This is a genomic window from Streptomyces torulosus (genome assembly GCF_001419765.1).
Taxonomy (GTDB): domain Bacteria; phylum Actinomycetota; class Actinomycetes; order Streptomycetales; family Streptomycetaceae; genus Streptomyces; species Streptomyces torulosus.
This window is the reverse complement of record NZ_LIRK01000242.1, coordinates 1-21239: the sequence shown is the minus strand read 5'-3', so window position 1 is coordinate 21239 and position 21239 is coordinate 1. Positions and strand designations below refer to the sequence as shown.

The 21239-nt window shown below is 68.6% G+C and carries 24 protein-coding genes and 5 pseudogenes; 21 read left to right on the top strand and 8 right to left on the bottom strand.

Annotation, left to right across the window (positions count from 1 at the left end; translation table 11 throughout):
- Positions 1-107: 107 nt before the first annotated feature.
- The 7 genes and pseudogenes from AOK23_RS45075 to ectA all read left to right on the top strand — a co-directional run.
- A pseudogene (locus AOK23_RS45075) lies at positions 108-452 on the top strand (diaminopimelate decarboxylase); the annotation flags it as partial.
- On the top strand, positions 449-826 hold the full coding sequence (gene acpS / locus AOK23_RS49860; protein ID WP_055713604.1) for a holo-ACP synthase: 378 nt from the start codon (positions 449-451) through the stop codon (positions 824-826). The pseudogene AOK23_RS45075 and the gene acpS, both read left to right, overlap by 4 nt.
- A 70-nt stretch (positions 827-896) precedes the next feature.
- Positions 897-1340, top strand: a complete 444-nt coding sequence (locus AOK23_RS49855; protein ID WP_240496422.1) for a hotdog fold domain-containing protein — start codon at positions 897-899, stop codon at positions 1338-1340.
- On the top strand, positions 1340-2839 hold the full coding sequence (locus tag AOK23_RS17290) for a class I adenylate-forming enzyme family protein (RefSeq protein ID WP_055713602.1): 1500 nt from the start codon (positions 1340-1342) through the stop codon (positions 2837-2839). The genes AOK23_RS49855 and AOK23_RS17290 overlap by 1 nt, the downstream gene beginning before the upstream one ends.
- Positions 2840-2853: 14 nt before the next feature.
- Positions 2854-3123 (top strand): acyl carrier protein, encoded by a 270-nt coding sequence (locus tag AOK23_RS17285; RefSeq protein WP_055713601.1) that lies wholly within the window; start codon positions 2854-2856, stop codon positions 3121-3123.
- Positions 3124-3222: 99 nt separating this feature from the next.
- Positions 3223-3627, top strand: coding sequence for an ectoine synthase (locus AOK23_RS17280; RefSeq protein WP_055713600.1), 405 nt, complete (start codon positions 3223-3225; stop codon positions 3625-3627).
- On the top strand, positions 3624-4157 hold the full coding sequence (gene ectA, locus AOK23_RS17275; RefSeq protein ID WP_055713599.1) for a diaminobutyrate acetyltransferase: 534 nt from the start codon (positions 3624-3626) through the stop codon (positions 4155-4157). The genes AOK23_RS17280 and ectA overlap by 4 nt, the downstream gene beginning before the upstream one ends.
- A gap of 36 nt (positions 4158-4193) precedes the next feature.
- Here the strand turns inward: ectA and AOK23_RS17270 are convergent.
- A pseudogene (locus AOK23_RS17270) lies at positions 4194-5118 on the bottom strand (GlxA family transcriptional regulator).
- Between the two features lie 135 nt (positions 5119-5253).
- Between AOK23_RS17270 and AOK23_RS17265 the strand changes: the two are divergent.
- From AOK23_RS17265 to AOK23_RS49850, 3 genes and pseudogenes are all read left to right on the top strand, one after another.
- Entirely contained in the window at positions 5254-6564 is a 1311-nt protein-coding gene (locus tag AOK23_RS17265) for an MFS transporter (protein WP_055713598.1), read from the top strand.
- 151 nt (positions 6565-6715) lie between these two features.
- A pseudogene (locus AOK23_RS48465) lies at positions 6716-6802 on the top strand (telomere-protecting terminal protein Tpg); the annotation flags it as partial.
- A gap of 51 nt (positions 6803-6853) precedes the next feature.
- Positions 6854-7192 (top strand): annotated as a pseudogene (locus tag AOK23_RS49850) (integrase core domain-containing protein); the annotation flags it as partial.
- Between the two features lie 84 nt (positions 7193-7276).
- Here AOK23_RS49850 and AOK23_RS17255 read toward each other — a convergent pair.
- Together AOK23_RS17255 and AOK23_RS49845 are read right to left on the bottom strand one after the other, a co-directional pair.
- The gene (locus AOK23_RS17255) at positions 7277-8116 is read right to left on the bottom strand and encodes an IS5 family transposase (protein ID WP_055713597.1); all 840 of its coding nucleotides are present in this window, start codon (positions 8114-8116) and stop codon (positions 7277-7279) included.
- Between the two features lie 99 nt (positions 8117-8215).
- Positions 8216-8386, bottom strand: a pseudogene (locus AOK23_RS49845) (IS110 family transposase); the annotation flags it as partial.
- 109 nt (positions 8387-8495) lie between these two features.
- Between AOK23_RS49845 and AOK23_RS17250 the strand changes: the two are divergent.
- A complete protein-coding gene (locus tag AOK23_RS17250; protein WP_055713608.1) occupies positions 8496-9068 on the top strand; it encodes a GNAT family N-acetyltransferase in 573 nt (190 codons plus the stop codon).
- A gap of 8 nt (positions 9069-9076) precedes the next feature.
- On the opposite strand, the gene AOK23_RS17245 is transcribed toward AOK23_RS17250, so the two are convergent.
- Positions 9077-9481 carry a type IV toxin-antitoxin system AbiEi family antitoxin domain-containing protein gene (locus AOK23_RS17245; protein WP_206336225.1) on the bottom strand — a complete coding sequence of 135 codons (405 nt, stop codon included), beginning with the start codon at positions 9479-9481 and terminating at the stop codon, positions 9077-9079.
- On the bottom strand, positions 9478-10332 hold the full coding sequence (locus AOK23_RS17240; RefSeq protein WP_055713596.1) for an IS5 family transposase: 855 nt from the start codon (positions 10330-10332) through the stop codon (positions 9478-9480). Before AOK23_RS17240 ends, AOK23_RS17245 begins: the two co-directional genes overlap by 4 nt.
- A gap of 175 nt (positions 10333-10507) precedes the next feature.
- Here AOK23_RS17240 and AOK23_RS17235 point away from each other — a divergent pair, with 175 nt between their 5' ends.
- The gene (locus AOK23_RS17235; protein ID WP_206336224.1) at positions 10508-11146 is read left to right on the top strand and encodes a sigma-70 family RNA polymerase sigma factor; all 639 of its coding nucleotides are present in this window, start codon (positions 10508-10510) and stop codon (positions 11144-11146) included.
- Positions 11143-11970, top strand: coding sequence for a hypothetical protein (locus AOK23_RS17230; protein WP_055713595.1), 828 nt, complete (start codon positions 11143-11145; stop codon positions 11968-11970). The genes AOK23_RS17235 and AOK23_RS17230 overlap by 4 nt, the downstream gene beginning before the upstream one ends.
- Positions 11971-12080: 110 nt before the next feature.
- Here the strand turns inward: AOK23_RS17230 and AOK23_RS17225 are convergent, their stop codons facing one another.
- Positions 12081-13409, bottom strand: a complete 1329-nt coding sequence (locus AOK23_RS17225) for an NsdA family TPR-like regulatory protein (protein WP_055713594.1) — start codon at positions 13407-13409, stop codon at positions 12081-12083.
- A gap of 164 nt (positions 13410-13573) precedes the next feature.
- Between AOK23_RS17225 and AOK23_RS48455 the strand changes: the two genes are divergently transcribed.
- The 4 genes from AOK23_RS48455 to AOK23_RS17210 are packed head-to-tail and all read left to right on the top strand — an operon-like array spanning position 13574 to position 16636.
- The gene (locus AOK23_RS48455) at positions 13574-13723 is read left to right on the top strand and encodes a hypothetical protein (protein ID WP_169800307.1); all 150 of its coding nucleotides are present in this window, start codon (positions 13574-13576) and stop codon (positions 13721-13723) included.
- A 21-nt stretch (positions 13724-13744) separates the two neighbouring features.
- Complete coding sequence (locus AOK23_RS17220; RefSeq protein WP_055713593.1) at positions 13745-14917, top strand: cupin domain-containing protein; 1173 nt, start codon at positions 13745-13747, stop codon at positions 14915-14917.
- The gene (locus AOK23_RS17215; protein WP_055713592.1) at positions 14914-15822 is read left to right on the top strand and encodes an aldo/keto reductase; all 909 of its coding nucleotides are present in this window, start codon (positions 14914-14916) and stop codon (positions 15820-15822) included. Before AOK23_RS17220 ends, AOK23_RS17215 begins: the two co-directional genes overlap by 4 nt.
- Positions 15823-15841: 19 nt before the next feature.
- Positions 15842-16636: a hypothetical protein gene (locus AOK23_RS17210; RefSeq protein WP_240496421.1), complete on the top strand. Its 795-nt coding sequence runs from the start codon at positions 15842-15844 to the stop codon at positions 16634-16636.
- A gap of 103 nt (positions 16637-16739) precedes the next feature.
- On the opposite strand, the gene AOK23_RS17205 is transcribed toward AOK23_RS17210, so the two are convergent.
- Positions 16740-16955 carry a hypothetical protein gene (locus tag AOK23_RS17205; RefSeq protein ID WP_055713590.1) on the bottom strand — a complete coding sequence of 72 codons (216 nt, stop codon included), beginning with the start codon at positions 16953-16955 and terminating at the stop codon, positions 16740-16742.
- Between the two features lie 264 nt (positions 16956-17219).
- Between AOK23_RS17205 and AOK23_RS17200 the strand changes: the two genes are divergently transcribed.
- Complete coding sequence (locus AOK23_RS17200; protein ID WP_055713589.1) at positions 17220-17957, top strand: dienelactone hydrolase family protein; 738 nt, start codon at positions 17220-17222, stop codon at positions 17955-17957.
- A gap of 614 nt (positions 17958-18571) precedes the next feature.
- Here AOK23_RS17200 and AOK23_RS17195 read toward each other — a convergent pair.
- Entirely contained in the window at positions 18572-19105 is a 534-nt protein-coding gene (locus tag AOK23_RS17195; protein WP_338056474.1) for an EF-hand domain-containing protein, read from the bottom strand.
- Between the two features lie 453 nt (positions 19106-19558).
- Between AOK23_RS17195 and AOK23_RS47890 the strand changes: the two genes are divergently transcribed.
- The 3 genes from AOK23_RS47890 to AOK23_RS17180 all read left to right on the top strand — a co-directional run bounded on the left by AOK23_RS47890 (position 19559) and on the right by AOK23_RS17180 (position 21234).
- Entirely contained in the window at positions 19559-19801 is a 243-nt protein-coding gene (locus tag AOK23_RS47890; protein ID WP_157878057.1) for a hypothetical protein, read from the top strand.
- A gap of 445 nt (positions 19802-20246) precedes the next feature.
- Positions 20247-20786 (top strand): hypothetical protein, encoded by a 540-nt coding sequence (locus tag AOK23_RS17185; protein ID WP_157878056.1) that lies wholly within the window; start codon positions 20247-20249, stop codon positions 20784-20786.
- 19 nt (positions 20787-20805) lie between these two features.
- Positions 20806-21234: a hypothetical protein gene (locus tag AOK23_RS17180; RefSeq protein WP_157878055.1), complete on the top strand. Its 429-nt coding sequence runs from the start codon at positions 20806-20808 to the stop codon at positions 21232-21234.
- The last annotated feature ends 5 nt before the right edge of the window (positions 21235-21239 follow it).

Sequence of the window (21239 nt, the reverse complement as noted above, 5' to 3'; positions counted from 1 at the left end):
CCCGCAGGTTCTTCCACCGCCGCCAGCGCCAGCCCCACATCGTCCGCGGCTACTTCGGCGGCCCCCACGTCCGCTACACCCTCGAAGAGAACCCTTTGAGTTTCTGATCAATAGGGATCGGAAGTTTCGTAAAACGGAACTTCCCCATCGTCCACCTGGGACGCCCTGCCGCCCGCCCCACACACACCTACACGGTCACCGGGCCGCTGTGCACGCCGAACGACACCATCGTGAAGAAGGCCAGGCTCCCCGAAGTCCGCCCCGGTGACCTGCTCGGGATCGAACGCTCTGGCGCCTACGGTCCCACCGCCTCGCCAGGACTGTTCCTCAGCCACGGCTATCCCGCCGAGGTTCTCGTGCACGACGGACACGCCACCCTCGTGCGAGAGCGGGACACACCCGAAGAGATGCTCTCCCGCCAGCATCTGGCGGTCTTCAAGGACGCCTCGTGACGCCCGGTGCACCCATGGGCGTAGGCCTAGACGTTCTCGAGCGCGACGAACTGGCTTGCCTGGTGAAGCGCCACTGGTTCCTGCGGTACTGCTACGCCCCGGAGGAAATCCAGCAGGCGCAGAACCTCGGACCCGAAAGGCGCCTGGAGTACCTCGCCGGACGCTTCGCCGCCAAAGAGGCCATCCTCAAAGCGCTGGGCAAGGGCCTGTTCCAAGGCATCGCGCCACGCAACATCCACATCAAGCGTGCTGACGACGGATCACCACACGTCGAGCTGCGCGCCGAAGCCGCCGAGGCAGCGTCCGACCAGACCGTGCGTATCTCGATCACACACAAGAGCAACGTGGTCGCCGCCGTGGCTCTCGTCTCCTAACCCGAACCAGCACGCCACCATCAGTGACGGAAGAAAGAATGACGCATCCATGACTTCTCCTGAAGGTGACATGAACGCTGTCACAGCGCAGCTGCGCATCAGGATCGGCCAGGAAGAAGCCCACTATGGCGGGGAACTCGTCGACGGCGCACGACTCCTGCGCCTGTTCGGCGACCTCGTCACCGAAATCACCATCCGTACCGACGGCGACGAAGGACTGCTCGCCGAGTACTCCGACGTCCGCTTCACAGCCCCCGTCCGCCCCGGAGACTACATCGAGGCCACCGCCCAGCTCGTACGGAGCACCAAGCTGCGCCGCTTCGTAGCCCTGGAAGCCCGCAAGGTCATCGCCTCCTGCGACACGAGTCCCAGCGCGGCCCAGCCCCTGGCCGAACCCATCACGGTGTGCACGGCGAACGCGGTAACCGTCGTCCCCAAGCCGAAACGGTCCAGCCCACCTGACAGCAGCCGGCACCGAAGCGAAAAGGACACCGTGCTGACAGGAGGACGGTAGTGCCCCAGCATCTGACCCTTCACTCCCTGCTCGACGAGGCAGCCGCGGTACACCAGGACCGGTGTGCCATAAGCACCGCCTCGGACTCGATCACCTACGAGAACCTGGCACAGGCCTCTCGCCATGCCGCGCACCTGCTGCGCGCGCACGGTGTCCAGCGCGGCGACCGGGTCGTCATCTCCTCACCCGACGCGATCACCGTCGCCGTCACAGTCCACGCCGCCTCCCGAGCAGGCGCGATGTTCAGCGTGCTGCACGAGGACGTCCGGGACGACCCGCTCCACCACGTGCTGCAGGACTGCGAACCCGCCGCGATCGTGACCGACGACCCCGGTGTCTCCGTCATCGCACAAGCACACGACGTACATGTCCTCACCTCCCAGGAACTGCGCCACGCCCCAGCCCCGAGGGAAGACCCACACCTGCCCAACCCTCCGCTCGCAGTCGACGGGGCATGCCTGATCTACACCTCGGGCACCACGTCACTGCCCAAGGCAGTGGTCAGCACCCACCAGCAGATACTCTTCGCCACCCAGGCCATCCAGGACTGTCTCGCCTACCGCGCCGACGACATTATCTACAGCCCTCTGCCACTGTCCTTCGACTACGGCCTCTACCAGATGTTCCTGACGTTTCTGGCCGGCGCGCAGCTGCGAGTAGGCCATGTCGCAGAAGCCGGCCCACCCCTCCTGCGCGCCCTGCAGGACAGCAAGGCCACCGTGCTCGCCGCCGTGCCCTCCGTCTCCGACCGCCTGTCCTGGCTGGTACGCAGGGCGAAGAACAAGCCCGCCCTGCGCCTGCTGACCAACACCGGTGCCGCCCTGTCCGAGAAGACCATCGCCGACCTGCGCGAGGCGATACCCACCTTGCGCGTACAGCTGATGTACGGGCTCACGGAATGCAAGCGGGCCACCATCATGCCGCCGGACGGAGACCTTCAGCGGCCCGGCTCCTCCGGAAAGGCGCTCCCCGGTACAGAGGTCTTCATCATCGACGACGACGGCAAGCGACTGCCGGCAGGAGAGGTCGGCCAGTTCGTCGTCCGCGGCCCCAACGTCATGGCCGGGTACTGGCGGCGCCCTGAGATGACCGCCGAACGCTTCCACCGGCGTGACGGCCTCTTCCCGGAACTGCGCACCGGCGACTACGGCTGGATGGACGACGAAGGCTACCTCTACTTCTCAGGGCGCCGTGACGACCTCTACAAGGAACGCGGATTCCGCGTCAGCGCCACCGAAGTGGAGGCCGCAGCCCGCCGTGTCGAAGGCGTGGACTCGGCAGCCGTGCTGCCGCCCGGCCCGAAGACCGGACGCACCGCGGTACTGGCCGCAGTGACCGAACTGGACGGACCCGAGGTACTGGCCCGCATGCAAGGCCTCATCGAAGACTACAAGATCCCACGCCGCTGCGTCCCGGTCCCGCACCTCCCCACCAACCACAACGGCAAAGTCGACCGACAGGCCCTGACCAACCTCATCCACGACCCCGCAAACGCATGAAAGGAGCAGGCTCGATGAGCCTCAACCGCACAGACGTGACCACCGCCATGGAAACGGCCCTGAGTAACGTGCTGGACCGGCCAGTGACCGAACTCTCCGGACAGACCAGGCTCTTCGACGACCTTCACCTGGACTCCACCACGATGCTCGAGATGCTCATGGAGCTCGAGGACTCCCTGGGCCTGGAGGTGGACCCCGAAGAACTCGAAGCCGACGACTTCGAGACCGTCGACACCTTCACCGACTTCGCCCTCGCCCACCTCGAGACACGCAACGCGGCCTGAACGACCCACCACACCGGCCAGCACACGTCCGCGGCCAGGCCGCCGAGCCTGCCCGAGACGCCACGCACGCATCCGACACGAGCCCAGGGGAAGGCAACCGTGATCGTTCGCTCGTTCAAGGACATCGAAGGCACCGACAGGCACGTCAAGTCCCGCTCCGGAACATGGGAGAGCAAGCGCATCATCCTCGCGAAGGAAGGAGTCGGCTTCTCCCTGCACGAGACGACCGTCTACGCCGGCACGGAGACGACCATGTGGTACGCCAACCACATCGAGGCCGTCCTCTGCGTCGAAGGCGAGACCGAACTCACCAACGAGGAAACCGGCGAGAAGCATCTCATCACCCCCGGCACCATGTACCTGCTGAACGGGCACGAGAAGCACACGCTGCGCCCCACCGTGGACTCCCGTTTCATCTGCGTGTTCAACCCCCCGGTCACCGGCCGCGAGGACCACGACGAGAACGGCGTCTACCCGCTGCTCACCGAGGAGGCCATTGCATGACCGCGCCGGCCTCCCTCTCCACCTCCAGCCGGGTCCGCCCCGAGTACCGGACGCCGCGCGTCGAGGACGCGCAGGCCATGTGGCAGATGGTGCACGAGTCGGACGAACTCGATGACAACAGTCCCTACTACTACGCGCTGTGGTGCCGCGACTTCGCCGAAACCTCCCTCGTGGCATCACTCGGCGACGAGGTCGTCGGCTTCCTGACCGGCTACTTCCGCCCCAATCAGCCCGACACCTATCTGGTGTGGCAGGAGGCCGTGAAGCCGCGCCACGGCATTCCGATGCTCGGAGTGCAGCTGTTCGAACGGGCCGCCGAGCGCGCGGTCGGCAATGGCGCCCGCTACATCGAGGCGACCGTGTCGGCCGACAACAAGGCCATCATCATGGTGCTGAAGAAGTGCGCCAAGCGGTACCAGGCCCCCGTTCACACCGAAGTGCTCTTCCCGGCCTCGCTCTTCCCCGAGGAGCACCACGACGAGGTGCTCTACCGGATCGGGCCCATCGAGCCGGCTTCTGCACTCACCTGATGGCCCAGCTGATGCAGTGTCACCGCGCGCGTGCCCTCACTGTGCTTCACGGAAGGTGTTGCGGTAAGCGCGCGGTGACACCCCCAGTGCCTCGCGGAAGTGCTGGCGCATCGCAATTCCCGTCCCGAAACCGGCCGCGGCGGCATGCGGTCCACGGGGTCGCCCGTGCGTTCCAGCAGCCGACGGGCGTACTGCAGACGCTGCTGGCCGAGCCACCGCATCGGCGTCATACCGGTCTCCTGACGGAACCTGCGGGTCAGCGTGCGCACGCTCGTCGAAGCCTGGCGATCCAGATCCTGCAAGGTCAGGGCCTCCTCGAGATGTTCCACGGCCCATACCCGGAGCGCGGCGGTGGAACTGTCGTCGCCATCGGGCACGGGGCGGTCGATGTACTGGGCCTGGCCGCCTTCCCGGAGCGGCGGCACCACCGTGCCGCGGGCGACAGTGATGGCGACGTCGACGCCATGGTCACTGCGGATCATGTGCAGGCACAGGTCGATTCCCGCGGCAACACCCGCGGACGTCAGCACCCCTCTGTCGTCGGCGTACAGCACGTCGGGGTCGACATCGATCTCCGGGTACAGGGCGGCCAGCTCGGGACATGACTTCCAGTGCGTCTTCGCCCGTCGCCAGCCGGCCCACGAGCAGGCCGGCTGCCGCCAGGACGAACGAACCGGTGCAGATGGAAGCCAGGCGCGCTGTCGCCGGCACTTCCGCGCGAGCCGCTTCGACCAGCGGCCTCAGCCAGCCCCGCTGCTGAGGCCCATAGTCCTCGACCGCGGCCGGCACGATCACCGTGTCCGCGTCGCGCAGGCCCGCGGCCCCAACGGCACGTTGACCGTGAAGTCGGCGTCGGTCAACACCTCGCCGGCTCCACGGCGCAGGTCACGACCGAATACAGGCGTCGGCCGGCCTCACTCACCGCGGTGCCGAACAGGCGGTGCACGATGCCCAGCTCCATGGGCAGAAGACCATGACGAACCAGGACCACAACTTTGTGCACGAAATCGTCACTCACTGTAATGACCAGATTCTTTCACTACCTGTACAAACGGCCAGTGGTTTCCCCGCCCCCGTCTCACCGAAGGATGAAGGCATGCACAACACCACCGGCCATCGCACCAACGCCGCTGGGCGCCGCGCCTGGTGGGTAGCCGCCGTCACCGCAGTGGCGATCATCGTCGCCGGCGCCTTCTCCACCATGCCAGGCATTCTGCAGGACCCCCTGCGCCAGGAGTTCCAGTGGTCCCGCGGCTCCATCGGCCTGGCGGCGTCGGTCAACATGATCCTCTACGGGCTCACCGCCCCCTACGCCGCAGCCCTGATGGACCGCTTCGGCATCCGCAGGGTCGTCATCGCCGCGCTGGGAGCCGTCGCCGCCGGAGCACTGCTCACCACCACGATGAGCTTCGCCTGGCAGTTCACGCTCTTCTGGGGCTTCCTCGTCGGCCTGGGCACCGGATCGCTCTCGATGACCCTCGGCACCACCGTCACCAACCGCTGGTTCACCACCCGCCGCGGCCTGGTGACCGGCATCCTCTCCTCCGGCAGCGTCTTGGGCCAGATGGTTTTCCTGCCCGCCCTCTCCTGGACCATCGCCCACCACGACTGGCGACCCGCCCTCGTCAGCCTCGCCCTCGCCGCCCTGGCGGTCACCCCCCTGATCTACCTCGTCCTGCGCGACCACCCCGCCGACGTCGGACAACGCCCCTACGGCAGCGACACCTTCATCCCGCGCCCCGCACCCGTTCCCGGAGCCGCCCGCCGCACCGTGACCGTCCTGCGCGACGCCGCCCGAACCGTCCCCTTCTGGCTGCTCGTCGGCGCATTCGCCATCTGCGGCGCGTCCACCAACGGCATCATGTGGACCCACTTCGCCCCAGCGGCCCACGACCACGGCATGCCCATCACCACCGCCTCGACACTGCTGGCACTCATCGGCGTCTTCAACGTGGCAGGCACCATCGCCTCCGGATGGCTCACCGACCGCATGGACGCCCGCCGACTCCTTGCCGCCTACTTCCTCCTGCGCGGCCTGCTCATGATCAGCCTGCCCCTGATCATGACCGCCACCGTCAACGCGCCCATGCTCACCTTCGTGGTCGTCTTCGGTCTCCTCGACCTGGCGACCGTGCCACCGGTCATCGCCCTGTGCCGCACCTTCTACGGCGAGGACAGCGCCATCGTCTTCGGCTGGACCAACGCAGCACACCAGATCGGTGCGGCCTCGGCCTCCTTCCTCGGCGGCGTGGCCCGCGACGCCTTCGGCAGCTACGACCCCGTCTGGTTCGCACTCGCGGCCCTCTGCGCGGCCGCCGCCATGCTGTCCCTGGTCATCCGCCTCCGCCCCACCGCCTCGACCGAGGCTGACAAGAAGACGTACGCATCTTCCGACCCGGGGCGGTGACTGCCAACGTCACCCCGCGCCCCCTGGCTGGCGCGACGACAGCCGGGACCGGATAGGAACACTTCGTCCGACCCACCAACAACGTAGGATCGGCTGAGGCGGACCCGCCTCCCCACACGAACTCGAGGTCATCCAGCAGAACCAGCTCCACGCCCCGATCGGGTCGACGGACCAGGACCGCATCCGGCACTTGACCGTCGCCCTGCCCCCACAGTACGCAGCCCGCCTCTTCGACGCCCTCGACATAGCCCTGTGGCGCTGCGACCGCGCCGGAACTCCCGCTGGACCGGGGCTCGTTCATCATTCGGGTGCCGGCAGCAAATACACGTCTTTCGCGTTCACCGCGCACCTGATCGAGGCGGGTATCGATGCCCCGATCGGCACCGTCGGCGACGCCCTGGACAACGCGCTCATGGAATCCCAGTTCGGCCTCTACAAGACTGAGCTGATCAAGCCCCGCAGGCCCTGGCACGGCCTCGCCGACGTCGAACTCCGCACCGCGGAATGGGTCGACTGGTTCAACAACCAGCGCCTCCACACCGCGATCGGAGACATCCCGCCCCACGAGCACGAGACCAACCACTACGTTCAACACCAGCCCCGACCGGCGGCTGGAGTCAGCGCATAGAGCCTCCACCGATCCCGGAGCGGTTCACGGATCATCCCGGACTTAAAGAGCGTTTTGTCCCGGCGAGGTTGTTTGGTTCGAAATTCAGGTGTCGCGCCAGTTCGGAGTGGATTCACTGGTGAGTCGTCGGCTTATGAGGTCGATCATTGCGACGTGGATTATGGCTTCGGATCGGTGGGGGTGAGTCTCGTAGTCGCGTGCGAGACGGCGGTGGTGCATCAGCCAGCCGAAGGTCCGCTCGACCACCCAGCGTCGGGGAATCACCTTGAACCCTTTGACGCCGGGGTCGCGTTGGATGACTTCGACATCGATTCCGAGGCGGGCGCCGTGGTCGATGGCCTTCGTCCGGTAGCCGGTGTCGGCCCATGCCTTGGTCACTCGGGGGCTGGTGGCGGAGATCTGGGAGAGCAGGTGAATGCCGCCGGCGTTGTCGGAGACACTCGCCGCGCTCACCCAGACGGCCAGCAGCAGGCCGAGGGTGTCGACGCCGATGTGGCGCTTGCGACCTGCGATTTTCTTGCCTGCGTCGATGCCCTGGCCGGCTGCTGGGACGTTGGCGGAGGTCTTGATGCTCTGCGCGTCGAGCACGCAGGCGCTCGGTTCGGCGTCGCGGCCTTCGGCTTCACGCACCAGGCCCCGCAGCAGGCCGTTGAGCCGGTCGAGGACACCCTCCTTCTGCCAGGCGGCGAAGTAGCCGTAGACCGTCTCCCACGGTGCGAAATCGTGCGGCAGATACCGCCAGGGGATCCCGGTGCGGTCGACGTACAGGATGGCGTCCATGATGCGGCGCAGGTCGTGCTCGGGTGGGCGGCCGATGTCCAGGCCCTTGCCTCTGCGCTCGGCCCGCCAGGCGGTGAGCGTGGGGCCGATCAGCTCCCAGCGGGCATCGGACAGGTCGCTGGGATACGGGCGCTGTCGCGTCATGTTTCGGTAGTACCGTCGGGCACGATGCATCCCCAGGGCGCAAACAGCGTCAACCGGGGGCGCTTTGGGATCAGACAGACATCCGATGCGGTTGATCAGTCAAGCAGTGTCGGGGAAGGCGGTCTCTTCGTTGTAGGGGATGCGGCGGGTGAGGCAGTGGTGCAGGCAGCCGAGCATGCGGTTGAACAGGTTGCGTTGTGCTGCGACGTGTCGTTCTTCGGCTGCTCGGCGGCGGTCGTAGTGGGCTCGTGCTCCGGGGGATGCTGTGAGAGGTCGTTAAGTCCGCTTCTGGTAGTGGACATGTCCAGGTGGGCCAGGAGCGGTCCGGGACGGGATATTCGGTGTCCTGCCCACCCCATGAGGACACAAGATGGTTCGCATGACCTTGGCTACTCCCATCCTGCGCACCACTCGCCTGCGGCTGCGGCCGTTCACCGAGGCCGACGCGGACCTCCTCTTCGCACTGCACAGCAGCACCCATGTGATGCGCTACTGGGACTCCGCGCCGTGGAACGACCGGGCTCGCGCTGAACGCTTCATCGCGATGTGCGGAAGGATCGCCGACGAAGGCACTGGGGCGCGGGTGGCCATCGACCGTGCTTCTGACGGGGCCTTCGTCGGTTGGTGTGGTCTGACCAATTGGGACCCGGACAACCGCAGCGCGTCGCTGGGCTATTGCCTCGACCCTGCGATGTGGGGCCATGGCTACGCGACGGAAGCCGCGCATGCCTTGCTGCAGTGGGCATTCGACACATTGGATCTGAATCGAGTTCAGGCCGAGGCGGATACGCGTAACGCGGCATCTGGCCGGGTTCTGGAGAAGATCGGATTCGTGCGGGAAGGGACGTTGCGGGAAGACTGCGTCGTGAACGGCGAGGTATCCGACTCGTGGGTATTCGGGTTACTCAGGCGAGAGTGGCGGCCGTCGACCATGCCGATGCCAGCCCGCTAAAAGCGGCGTTACATCCGTTTCTGGTATTGGCCGCGTCCGGGTTGCTCGACAAGTCCCTGGCGGACGAGTCGTCCCAGGCGGGAGCGGGTGACGTTGATCGAGGGCTCATCGGTGGGCAGGCCGAGTTGCTCGTGTAGATCGCGGACACGGAACACCTTTCCGGGGTGCTCGTTGAACGCCGTCACGATGCGCTGGTAGACGGTGGTGGTGGCGGGATCCGCGACGGTCGGTGCGTGGTCGGGCGGGGCGAGGCCGTCGATGACCTTGCGTGTGGCGATGAGTTCGGCCAGGCGGGCCTCGGTTTCGGCGAGGGCGGTGGTGAACTGCTCGATCCGTTCGCGCAGTTGATCGGTGCGGGCGGCGGTCTCGTCGTGTTCGGCCTGCAGCAGCCGCAGGAGTTCAGAGACGTTCACGCGGCCAGCTCCATCTCGTCGCGCCAGGCGGGGCTGGGGGCGGTGAGACGGCGGAGCATGCCGGCGGTGGCGGCCCAGTAGACGCGGGAGGCAGCGTTGTCGGGCCGGTGGTCGTAGTCGCGGGCCAGGCGCCGGTGCAGCATGAGGGTGCCGTTGACCTGCTCGACCACCCACCGTTTCGGCTGCGGGACGAAGCCTCTGCCCTCGTCGTCGGGGTTGCGGCGGACCACCTCGACGGTGATGTCCTTCACCGCCCCGTGAATGATCACGGCGTCCTTGAAGCCCTGGTCGACCAGGACCTTCTCCAGGCGCAGCCCGCACCGCTCCGCCGCCTGGTCCAGCAGGGCGATGCCGGCCTCGTTGTCGTGCGCACTCGCGGGCAGGACCACCACGCCGATGATCAGGCCCAAAACGTCCACGGCGAGCCCGCGCTTCCTGCCAGGCGTCTTCTTGTTCGCGTCCAGTCCCGTCGTCTCCTTCGGCACCCCGGCCGCGACGCGGACGGACTGGGTGTCGATGATCACCCGGGACGGGTCCTCTAATCGTCTGGACCGCTCCCGCACCTGGCAGCGCAGGATCTCCTGGATCCGCTGGTCAAGGCCGTCCTGGCGCCACAGAGTGAAGTAGTAGAACACCGCCGACCAGGCCGGGAGGTCGTGCGGCAGGAGCCGCCACTGACAGCCCGTCCGGTTCTGGTAGAGCAGCGCGTTCACGACCTCGCGCAGGTCGCAGGAGCCCGGGTCCCCGGTCGCCGACCGCGCCACCCGCTCCTGCTTCCACGCGGTGACCAGCGGCTCGATCAACACCCACTGCTCGTCGGACAAGTCGGTTGCGTACGGCACCCGTTCCATACCCGCGACCCCATCATGCACACGACACGACGCGAGGACGGAACCGTCCCATCACCCACGAACGGGCGACACCACATCATCGGAAACGGGACTTAACGACCTCTCAGAACTGCTGCGCGGTGTCGGTCTCTACCCCCGCTGGGAAATCGTCTACTCACTGGCCACCGAGCTGGGCATGCCGAACTGGCCCCTGTACCAGCTGTGGTGCCAGGCCGCGCTCGAAGCCCACAGGAGCAGCGAGTGGGTCGACGACTGCACCGAACGGACCCCCATCCTGACCGCCACCCACACGGCCCCACCCTTGGATCACAGCGCGTTCCGCGAACTCGTGGAACTGGACTACCTCCTCTACGCACAGGTCTTCCTCGACGACGACCGGCGTGACGCCGCTGTGTCCAACACCTTCGACATCCTCTGGCTGTCCTGGGACGACGCCCTGGCCAGCCAGGACACCCGCCGTTACGCCTGGAACGTCCTGCGCGCCACGGTCATAGCCAGCACCCCGCACCGGGACGGACGGCCCGAGCTGGGGATGGCCGCCTTCGACACCGCCGCCCTTCAGTCCCTCGCCGACCCGGCCGACCGCATGGACCAGATCGCCGAGAGCCTGAAGCTGTTCGCGGCCATGAGCCGCCTGCCCGGCAGCCAGCTCGATGTCATGGTGCTGCGCCGGCTGTGGAATCGCCCGCCCGAGACCGTCTCCGCCCTCCTGGGCGTGCCGCTGGCCGCCGTCCGCTCGGACGAGCGTCACGCCACCCGCTTCCTGGAGAGCGTCCTGTGCCCGCCGCCCGCGACCGAAGGGAACACCCCGTGACCGGCATCGAAGAACTCCTCTCCAGAGCCGTGCTCGTCCGCGAGCGCACCCTGCCGCGCGACATCGTCCACTCGACCGCCCCATCGTCCGCACCCGATGCCGACCAGCCCGTCCACAGCTCCCCTGGCGGCAGCCGCCACGCGGCGGCTGAGGACCTGCGTACCCTGTGCGAAACGCTCGTCTCGCACACCCCACCGGGCACCGTAGCCACATTCGTCACCAACCAAGTCCCCGAACCCCGTGCCGCCCTGGTCCTCGCGTGTGTCCTGCAGCTGACCGACACAGACGAAGGCGCCCGCTTCTGGTGGCAGTACGCCGCCGGCGCCGGACAAGCAGCCGCCGCCTACTGCCTCTACCTCCACCACCTGGCACTGGGTGAGGGGGACACCGCCGACTTCTGGCACCGGCAGACCGACGACGTCCAGCCCCCACCCCAACCCCCCGCGTTCGACGACGGCGGCACCTGGCACCCGGCAGAACACCGCATCACCAGCACGACCACCACCCACTTCATGCGGGTCCTTGGCCACCTCGCCAAGCAGACCGTCCGCTCCCGGCCCGCCGGAGTCAGCAAACTCATGGCCTACATCCCCACGGCCGTCACGGCCGGCTACCTCCGTGAGCCAGACACGGAGCTCCCGCTGCCCGGCCACGAGTTCGCCCGCCGCATCAACACCCTCCTTGCCGCGGCCGACCGCCCCTCCATCTGGGACAGCCGCCCCAGCCGCCCCGCCCCCAGTCCGTACACATCCCCGGAAACCAGAGCGGTCGACCGTGAGCACAGGCAGACGACCCCCGAGCAGATGGGCACCGCGAAACGCTGAACATCAAGAGGGCACCTCGGATGGACACACCACGAGCCCCGGAGAAGAAGCCGCCCCTGGGCCCGGCATCTCAAGTCTCTGCGCTCACGCTCGGACTGCCGGACTCTATTTCAGGCCGCCAGGACGTCTCGCAACTCACGCACGGCGTGCTCGCGGTGGTGCTGGGCGGGGATCGCCTCGTACAGGTCCAGGGCGCGGCGGCGGACCAGGCCGGTGCGGTAGTCCGCGGGCAGTGCTGTCAGGGCAGCGACGGTGCGGCGGCATGCCTGCTCGGTGTCGCCGGCGTGATGGGAGCAGGCGGCGGCGTCGATGGTCAGCAGGGTGCGGGTCATGGTGCTGGTCGGCGCGGACAGTTCCAGGGCACGCTGCTGACTCTCGTTCGCGCGGCGGGTGTCTGCGAGCGTGGTGAAGGCGTGGCTGAGGTGGACGTGGTGCTTCTGCTCGCCGTACGTCAGCCAGGTGTCCGACCGCTCGCCCTCGGGGAGTCGTTCCATGAGGGCGTCGGCGGCGGCGAGTGCGGCGCGGGCCTGCTCGCTCTGGTGGGTGAGGGCGTAGGCGCGGGCGGCGACCGCGGCCGCCAGCGTCGCCGCAGCGGTCGGCCGGGTGCCGGCGATGCGGCGGGCCTGTTCGGCGAGGCTGGCCGCTGCCCTCGGAGCGCCGTAGTTGAGAGGCACCATCGCCTCACGGGCGAGGACCCAGGCGTGCAGCTGCTGGTCGCCGGATTCGGCGGCGGCCCGGGCGGCGGTGGCGAACCACGCGCGGGACTCCTTCCGGCTGCCCAGGTCGTGTAAGACGATCGCGGTCATCCCGGCCATCTGCCCGGCCGTCCGGCACAACCTGGCCCGGACCGGTGCGGGCTGCGGGATGGTGAGCAGCGGACGCAGACCAGCGAAGTCCGAGACCAGATCGGCCAGGACACGGGTGGGTGCCTGTCCGTGGTAGCCGTACCCGTAGCTCTCGGCTGCGGCCTCGAGGTCGGCCAGGTCTTGGGGGGTGTCGGGGGAGAGGGTCTGGTCGACGTCGGTCCGGGCGGCGGTGAGGGCGGCGAGTGCCGGGGCGGTGAGGCCGGCGGCGAGCGCGCCACGCAGCATGTTGCGGCGCTTCATCGGGTCATCTCCATGGTCGGACTCCGTGCCGAGGGCGGCGGTGTCCTCCCAGGGTTGCGCAGCGAGCCCCAGGAGGGCACCGGGAATGCGCAGACCGCTGGAGATTCGCTCGACAGTTGCCAGCGCGGTGACAGCTGCGGTGCCCCGGGCGATCTGGCTGACTCGCTCGGACTTGAGCGCGCACGCCTCCGCGATCCGGTTGTAGGAGATCCCCTCGTCGTGCGCCATGGCGAACACCGTGGTGAAGTCGCGCTCGCGCAGGGCCCTCACGAACGTGGGGTCGGCCAGCAGACAGTGCGGCATCTGGGCGGGTGACGGCGGTAAGTCGTCCACAAGTCCCCCTGAAAGCTCGTGGAATGACGCTGCGTCAGCCTGACGACCATACCCACCATGGGGGCCCCATGACGGGGTTATCGCCAGCCGTTCTCGTGGCTGTACTAGCGGGTGTCGCGGCCGTGCCGTCAGGGCTCGGCCGACCGATCAGAAGGAGGGTCCTCATGCAGAGTCCCGTCCAGCCCCCGCCCGCCACGTCCGGCCCGTCGGCCGGCGGCCTGGTCCGTTCCCGCCGGTCGATCGTCGCCGCCCGGGGCCGCAACGCCATCCCCTCGGACGGCGGCGGCACCGGCAAGAGCGACGGCAACGACTGACGGATCGGGAGCCCTGACGCGATGACGCGCCTGTCCATCGCGGCGTGCCTGGGCGAGGACTTCCTCGCCCAGGCACTGCACCGCGAACACCGCCACGTACCCGGCGCCCTCGATGTCGCCGGGCTGATGTCCTGGGACGACCTCAACCAGATCCTGGCCGGCCACCGCATGGAGCCGCCGCGCATGCGGCTGTCCCGCGACGGCGAGACGCTGCTGGTCGGCGGCTACACCACGCCGGTGGCCACCCGCCGCCACACGGTTTGGCACCGCCTCCACCCGGCTGAACTGCACGCCCGCCTCGCTGAGGGCGCCTCCCTCGCCCTGGACAGCGTCGACGAACTCCACCCGCCGATCGCCCGCCTGTGCGAAGCGATCGAGCGTGAGCTGCACACGCGCGTCCAGGCGAACCTCTACGCCTCCTGGAGCGCCACCGAGGGGTTCGGCATCCACTGGGACGACCACGACACGGTCATCGTCCAGCTGGACGGCGCGAAGCGCTGGAGGATCTACGGCACCACCCGCCCCTACCCGCTGTACCGCGACATCGAGGACCCGGGCGAGGCGCCCACAGAGCCGGTCGCCGACCTGGTCCTGTGGCCGGGCGACGTCCTGTACGTGCCGCGCGGCGTGTGGCACGCGGTCTCCGCCGACCAGGGAGTGCGCTCCCTGCACGTCACCTGCGGCCTGCAGACCCACACGGCGACCGACCTGATGGCCTGGGTGTCCGAGCAGCTGCTCGGACACGAGGACTGGAGGCGTGACCTGCCGCTGCTCGCCGCGCCGGATATCCAGGCCGACGCCGTGGACGGGATGTGCAAGCGGCTCGCCGAACTGCTGGACGATCCCGGGCTGCTCGCCCGCTACCGGGCGGCGATGGACGGGCAGGCCGTGGGCCGGATGGTGCCGAGCCTGCCGTACATCGACACCGTCCCCGTCGACGGCGGTCTGCGGGTGAGGCTGACGACCGCCCGAGCGGTGCTGGAGGTCGGCGAGGACGCGGTGACGCTGTCCGCCGCCGGCACCGTGTACGAGTTCGCGCCCGAGGCGGAAGCGGTGCTGCGCCCGCTGGCCGACGGCCGGACCGTGGACCTGGCCACGCTCGCCGACACGGCCGGCCTCGCCCTGGAGGACGTCGCCGCCCTGGTCCAGGAGCTCGTTGCCGGGCAGGCCGCGACGGTGGGGAGCCTGCTGTGACCGCACAACTCGCCCTCGGTACCTACTGGTGCCAGGCGATCCCGGAGGCGGCCGTCCGCGCGGCCGCCTCCGGCGCGCAGTGGGTCGACACGGCCCCCAATTACGCCACCGGCCGCGCACAGGTCCTGCTGGCCCCTGCCCTGGCCGCCCACCCGTTGCTGAACGTCTCCACCAAGACCGGGTACTTCACCGCGGCCACCGGCACCGACGCCGTGAACGACGGTGTCCTCAACCAGGACCAGGCCGCCGCCGGGCACAGCCTCGCCCCCGACTACGTGCGCTGGCAGACCGGCCGCAACCGCGAGCAGCTCGGGCGCGACCGCCTGGACCTGGTCCTGCTGCACAATCCCGAGCGCGCCCACCCCGGCGACCGCCCCGCCCTGCACCATGCGATCCGGGACGCCTTCGCCGTCCTGGAGGAAGAGGTGGCCGCTGGGCACGTGGCGGGGTACGGCGTCGCCACGTGGGCGGGCCTGGAGGAGGAGGCGTTCACGGTGGGGGAGCTGCTCGCCCTGGCCGCCGATGCCGCCGGCGGACAGCACCACCTGGCCGCCATCCAGCTCCCGGTCAGCCTGGTGATGATGACGCCGATCGTGCAGGTACTGGACGGCCGGGGCCCGCTCCCGGCCGCCGTGGACGCGGGCCTGCGGGTGATGGCGTCGGCCCCACTGCATGGCGGGGAGCTCCCCGGCATGGTCGACCAGGAGCTCGCCGACCTCATCCGGCCGGGCCTGACCCCCGCACAGGCGTGCATCCTCGCCGTCGCGTCATGCCCAGGAGTGACAAACGTCCTTCTCGCCGCCTCCGGTGCGCCACACTGGAAGGAGGCGGCCGACGCCGTCGCCCAACCCTCCCTGACCGCCGCCAAGTTGCGGGAGATCACCGGTGTACTCGCCTCCCCCTGACCCGGACACCGAACAGCGCATGCGCGCCCACCACGCGCACACCGCGAAGGCCCTGGACGTCCAGGTTGAGCCGGGCGCGGAGTTCTGGGGTTGGGCCGGGCGCACCCTGGGCGCCCCGGCCCGCACCGCTACGGGCGTGCCCGCCTGGCTGCGCCTGGTGTCCGCCCCGGAGGCCAAAGCGTCAGGGAAGCTGTGGGACGGCGCCCTGGACGCACAGCACGCCTTCGGCGACCTCGACGGCCACCGGCCCGCCCTCCTGGCCGTCCACGACGCCGTCGACGACGGCATCGCCTACCGGGCGGAGCTGTCGGTCCGCGTCGATGGCCCGGTCCTGTCCGACGACCCGATCCTCCAGCACGACCTCCAGCTGCCCGGCTCCTGGTGGGCCGACCTGACCAAGACGCTGGAGAAAGTGTCGGCAACTGTCACTGACCGTGTCGCCGTACGTCAGCAGTACATGGACCGGGCGATCCCCGAGTTCGTCGGCATCCCGGCCCCCGCCGTTACCTGCTGGACCACTGCCCACGCCGACCTGCACTGGGCGAACCTCACCGAGCCTCTGCGGCTTCTGGACTGGGAAGGCTGGGGGCAGGCCCCGGAGGGGTTCGACGCCGCCATGCTCTACGCCTACTCGCTGCTCCAGGAGGACGTCGCCACCCGCGTCCGCGACGCCTTCCCCATCCTGGGCAGCCCGGCCGGCCTCGCCGCCGAAGCGACCGTGTGCGCCCAACTGCTGCAGACCGTGGCCCGGGGTGACAACCTCACCCTCGAAAACCAGCTCCGGGACTGGTCCGAGGAACTCCGCCGCCGCTGAGTCCGCCAACCTCTCCAGAACGACCAAGCCTCCGAGACCCAACCGGCCTCGGAGGCTTGTCGCTTGCTCCGCAGCCCCGTTCAACGAACGGGGTCCGTCGACGTCACGCCACGGCGGCCTGCTTCGCCAGCGCCGCGAGCGGGGAGCGCCGGCCTTTCTCCACCGAGCGCAGCTGCTCGAAGTCGACCTCGGGGTGCGCGGCGGGGATCGCGTCGACGGACGCCGTGGTGTAGAGCGCGACGTCGACGGCCCCGGCCCGGCTGGTGCCGAAGCGGACCTCGATCGACTGCGGCGAGCGGATCCAACCGAGCCGCACCATCCAGTCGAACTCAACCCTGCGCCAAGCCGACGGGTTCGCGGATTCTCGGGGTGGAATCGCGGGGAACCGGAGGGGGATGTGGCCGCGCCCGCTGGCGGAGTAGCCGACGGGTTGGGTGTGATCGAGGTATGCGCCAAGGGGGCAACGAGATGATCTTGAAGCCCTGAGGGCTCGGCCCCCGCATTTCAGAGGGACACGCGCGCTGTTCTGCCAGCGGCAGGACACCGGCCTGGCCGGGCTCGGCGATCACTACAGTCCAGTCTTATGACGGCGATTACGACGCGTACGGTCGAGTACCCGGCGGACGGTTTGACGATGATCGGGCACCTCGCGCTCCCGGCCGGTATCGACCGCCGGCCCGCGGTGTTGCTCGGACCAGAGGGCATGGGGCTCAGCGACGTCGAGCGCCGCCGGGCCGATGCTCTCGCCGAGCTGGGATACGTAGCGCTGGCCTTCGACCTTCACGGCGGGCGCTATTTGGGCGACCCCGAGGAGATGCTGGCCCGTTGCATGCCACTGCTCGCTGATCCCGACCGGATGCGGCGCATCGGCCACGCGGCACTCGACGAGTTGCGCACCGAGCCCCGGACCGACCCCGACCGGATCGCCGCCATCGGCTACGGCACCGGGGGCGCCATCGCGCTGGAACTCGGGCGCGACGGCGTCAACCTGCGCGCGATCGGGACAGTCAACGCAACTACCACGGGTCGACCGGGCGAGGCAGCGCGCATTCGCTGCCCGGTGTGGGCCGGGGTCGGATCGGAAGACCCGATCATGCCGCCCGCACAACGAAACGCGTTCACCGCCGAGATGCAGGCCGCGGGCGTCGACTGGCGCCTCGCGGTCTACGGCGGCGCCTTGCACGCCTTCCACCACCCGCCGGTCGACCACCCCACGGTCCCCGGCGTCGGCTACCACCCACAGCACGCGCAGCGAGCCTGGGGGGACGTCGTCGACCTGCTCGCCGAGTGCCTGCCCGTGACGGAGGATCTGAGGGCATGACCCAGGCAAACAGCCTGGCGCCAGGCCTGGTCCGCGTCGTGCACTGACAGCCCCCTCCCCTCACGTCCGCACAACAGAACCACATTCGAGTGGATGCTCGATGACAGAGAAGCGTTCGCAACTGCCGCAGTAAATAACGGATTTACTGCGACGGAGCCCCTGCCGTGATCGTGGCAATCTGCGGCGGCCCGTTCCGGCCGCCAGGGCGAGGTGTACGCATTTACTGCGGCTTCACTGTGCTGACCACGCGCGAAGGCGCATCAAGATCAATTCATCACTCCTTTGGTGCGTATCTCGGCTGTACCCCGGGTTCGGGACTGCCGATCAGGCTTGGGTGGGCTCTGGCCCGAATCGGTGGGGGTGGGCTGCTCTGACGTACTTCAGTGCGGTCGTGCCGGAGAGCCCGAAGACGCGCATCAGGTGCACGGGCAGGTCGGGGAAGCAGCGCAGCCGGACACCGGGCTCGCCGGGTTCGCGGGTCGGACGGGTCCCGACCAGGGCACGTGTCCCAGGGGGCAATGCCCAGCGGCGCCAGGGTGACTTCTCCACCAGGCACCTGGGCACAGGCGGTCCAGTTCGTCGGCGATGCGGGCGTCGTGCCCGGGAGGTGTGGGTCAGGGGGTCGGGAGGGTTCGGTAGGCGGCTGCCATGGGGGAGGAGCCGGTGGTGACGTAGTCGTGAATGCCGGCGAGGTAGTCGTCGCGGTCGATGAGGCCGTCGCCGTCGGTGTCGAGGTCGTCGAAGGCCTGGCCGGCGTCCGCCTCGGCGTTGCTGGACGCCATGCGCAGCCGGGTGAACTCCTCGCGGGTGAGCCGACCGTCGGCGTCGTGGTCGGCGATGTCGAAGAGTGAGCCGAGGGCCGTTCGGCAGGAACGTTCGAAGGCGTCGTGTCCGGCCCAGGTGCGGTATTCCTCGAAGGTGACCCGTCCGTCGTGGTCGGCATCCATGTCCGCGAAGACTTCCTCGTGCGCGGCGCGTGCCGTGTGCACCACGGGGTCGTCGGCGCCCCGGCCCATGGCGGCTGCCGCGCGGTCGACCCGTGCGAGGTATTCCGTGTGGGTGATGGCGCCGTCGCCGTCCCGGTCGAGCATGGCGAAGATGCGCTGCTTGGCTGCGTCGGTCATGGTGGCGGTGGCTTGCTCGGGCACGGTGCTGTTCCTGTCTGCTGCGGGGTGCTTGCGCCGGATGACCCGCCAAGATCATCACGTTTGTACGGCGGCCGGGGTCCGGTCCACCCGCCTCTCACCCGAATTGCTTACGCGGCCGTTGCGTACACGCTGGTCACCCTTGAATGTCCTTTACACCTCGGGGAACTAACGACAGTTGAAGCCGGGAGCCCACCGGTAGAGGCCGCTACCGGGCCCTCGCCGAGCCCGGGAAGCAGGAGGCGTACCCCGAAGCCGTCGCCCAGGCGCACGCCGACTTCGCCGACCTCTCGATCCGGCCGCCGCCCTGGGCGCGCATGTGCGCAGGGCGGACACAGAGGGGGCAGTTCATCTCACGGAGACGTACAGCCGGGTCGTCCTCAGTCAGATGCCCGGTCCCCGAGCGACGCCGACATGGCGACGATGTGCTGGCCACAGTCCTGGATAACCCGGTCGGTGACCGCGAAGTCAGCCAGGGACAGCAGGGTGGGCCTCGTATCCAGCACCTCACGGATCGGCGTGGGAGCACTCGATCATCATCGCGATCTGGCACGTGCTCGCCGACAAGGTCCCTACCACGAGCTCGGCGGTACCTACTTCGCCCTGCGTGACCGCGAACGCGCCACCCGCCGCGCGATCAGCGCGCTCAACCGGCTCGGTTACACCGTCACCGTCATCCCGATCGATGACGCGGCCTGACTGCTCACAGACCAGTTGCCCGGCGGCCTCGACGACGACCAGGCAACCAGCCCTGCCCAAGCAATCCCTTGACCTGGCCCTATTCACGCGTCAGAAGCACTCTCCGCTTATTTGATCAAGCCTCGGACAGCCCACCTCGCGAGGCGCGAGGTCAGGAAATGACCCACAGCTCGTAGTCGTCGAACGGATTCGCGGACCCGTTCTAGCACGCGTAGGCACGCCACCAACCATTCCGCACGCCTGCTTGCCGTCGTTCTTGCAGCCGCTCAGCCAGAAGTGCGTGGCATGGGGACCTGTGGATGAACACCGGCTCCCTGGCCAGCGCACCGAACCAGTCCCGCCCCGGGCCTGGCCGACCGCCGGCTTCGAAGAACCGTCGGCGCCCAATTGCGTATGCCCTAAAGGACAATTCACACCCCCATGCGCCTTCCGTACCGTGCGCCCCATGAGAAAACGTCTCATCACCACAGTCACGGCAACCACCGCGGCGGCGGCCGTCCTGCTCACCGCGGCCCCCGCCAACGCATCCATCCACAAGACCAAGCCCAAGTCGTGGAACTGCGGCTTCGACGACGCATGTACCAAGAACACCCGCAGCGGGCCGGGATCGGCGAAGGTCTACCGCTGGTACCTCGGGGACTTCGAGGACACCCTGATACGCGTGGGCAACCGCAAGTACGGGCTTGAGCACATCAAGCGCGGCGGCTCCACCGGCAACAAGGCCAACCACCCCTACAACGGCTACGCGATGCGCCTGTGGGACAAGGCCCTCAACAACTTCGCCAAGGGCAGCAAGGGCCACGTCAACAAGGTGTCCACCACCCACACCTACAAGTACGGGCGCGGGAAAAAGAAGCGCACGATGTGCGTGGTCACGATGGGACGGGACCTCAAGCTCGACGGCAAGAACTACGGCCTGACGGGCATCTGGACCGCCTATTGGGTCAAGGGGCACGTAGGCTGGAAGGGCTGTAAGAAGGGCTGACCAGGCAAGGGGGCGCGGGGTGAATCCGTGGCAGGAAGGGGACTGGGTGGTGTCCACCGTCCCCACCGACAACCCGGGCGACCTCGTGGGCCAGGTCGTCATGATCACCGCTCATGACGAAGTCCTCGTCGACTTCGAGGACAGCAGCGGCGGGTACGCGCCAGGCGAACTCGCCCCCGCCCCCCGTACCGCCGAAGACTTGGCGGCGCTGCGCACGGCCCTGCTCCCCTACCGGCGCCTTGAGGAGGGCCGCAAGCAGCCGGTCACCGCCACACTCGAGGAAATCCAGGCCATCGCCTTCACAGACCAGAGCGCCGACAAGGTGCACGCCGCAGGTCCTGAGGGGCGGCGCCTGCGCCTGCTCGACATCAGCGAACGCCGCGCCGACTTCACCCCGCCCGCCCCTCAGGACCTGCGGCGTGCACCTTGTCGGCGCTCTGGTCTGTGAAGGCG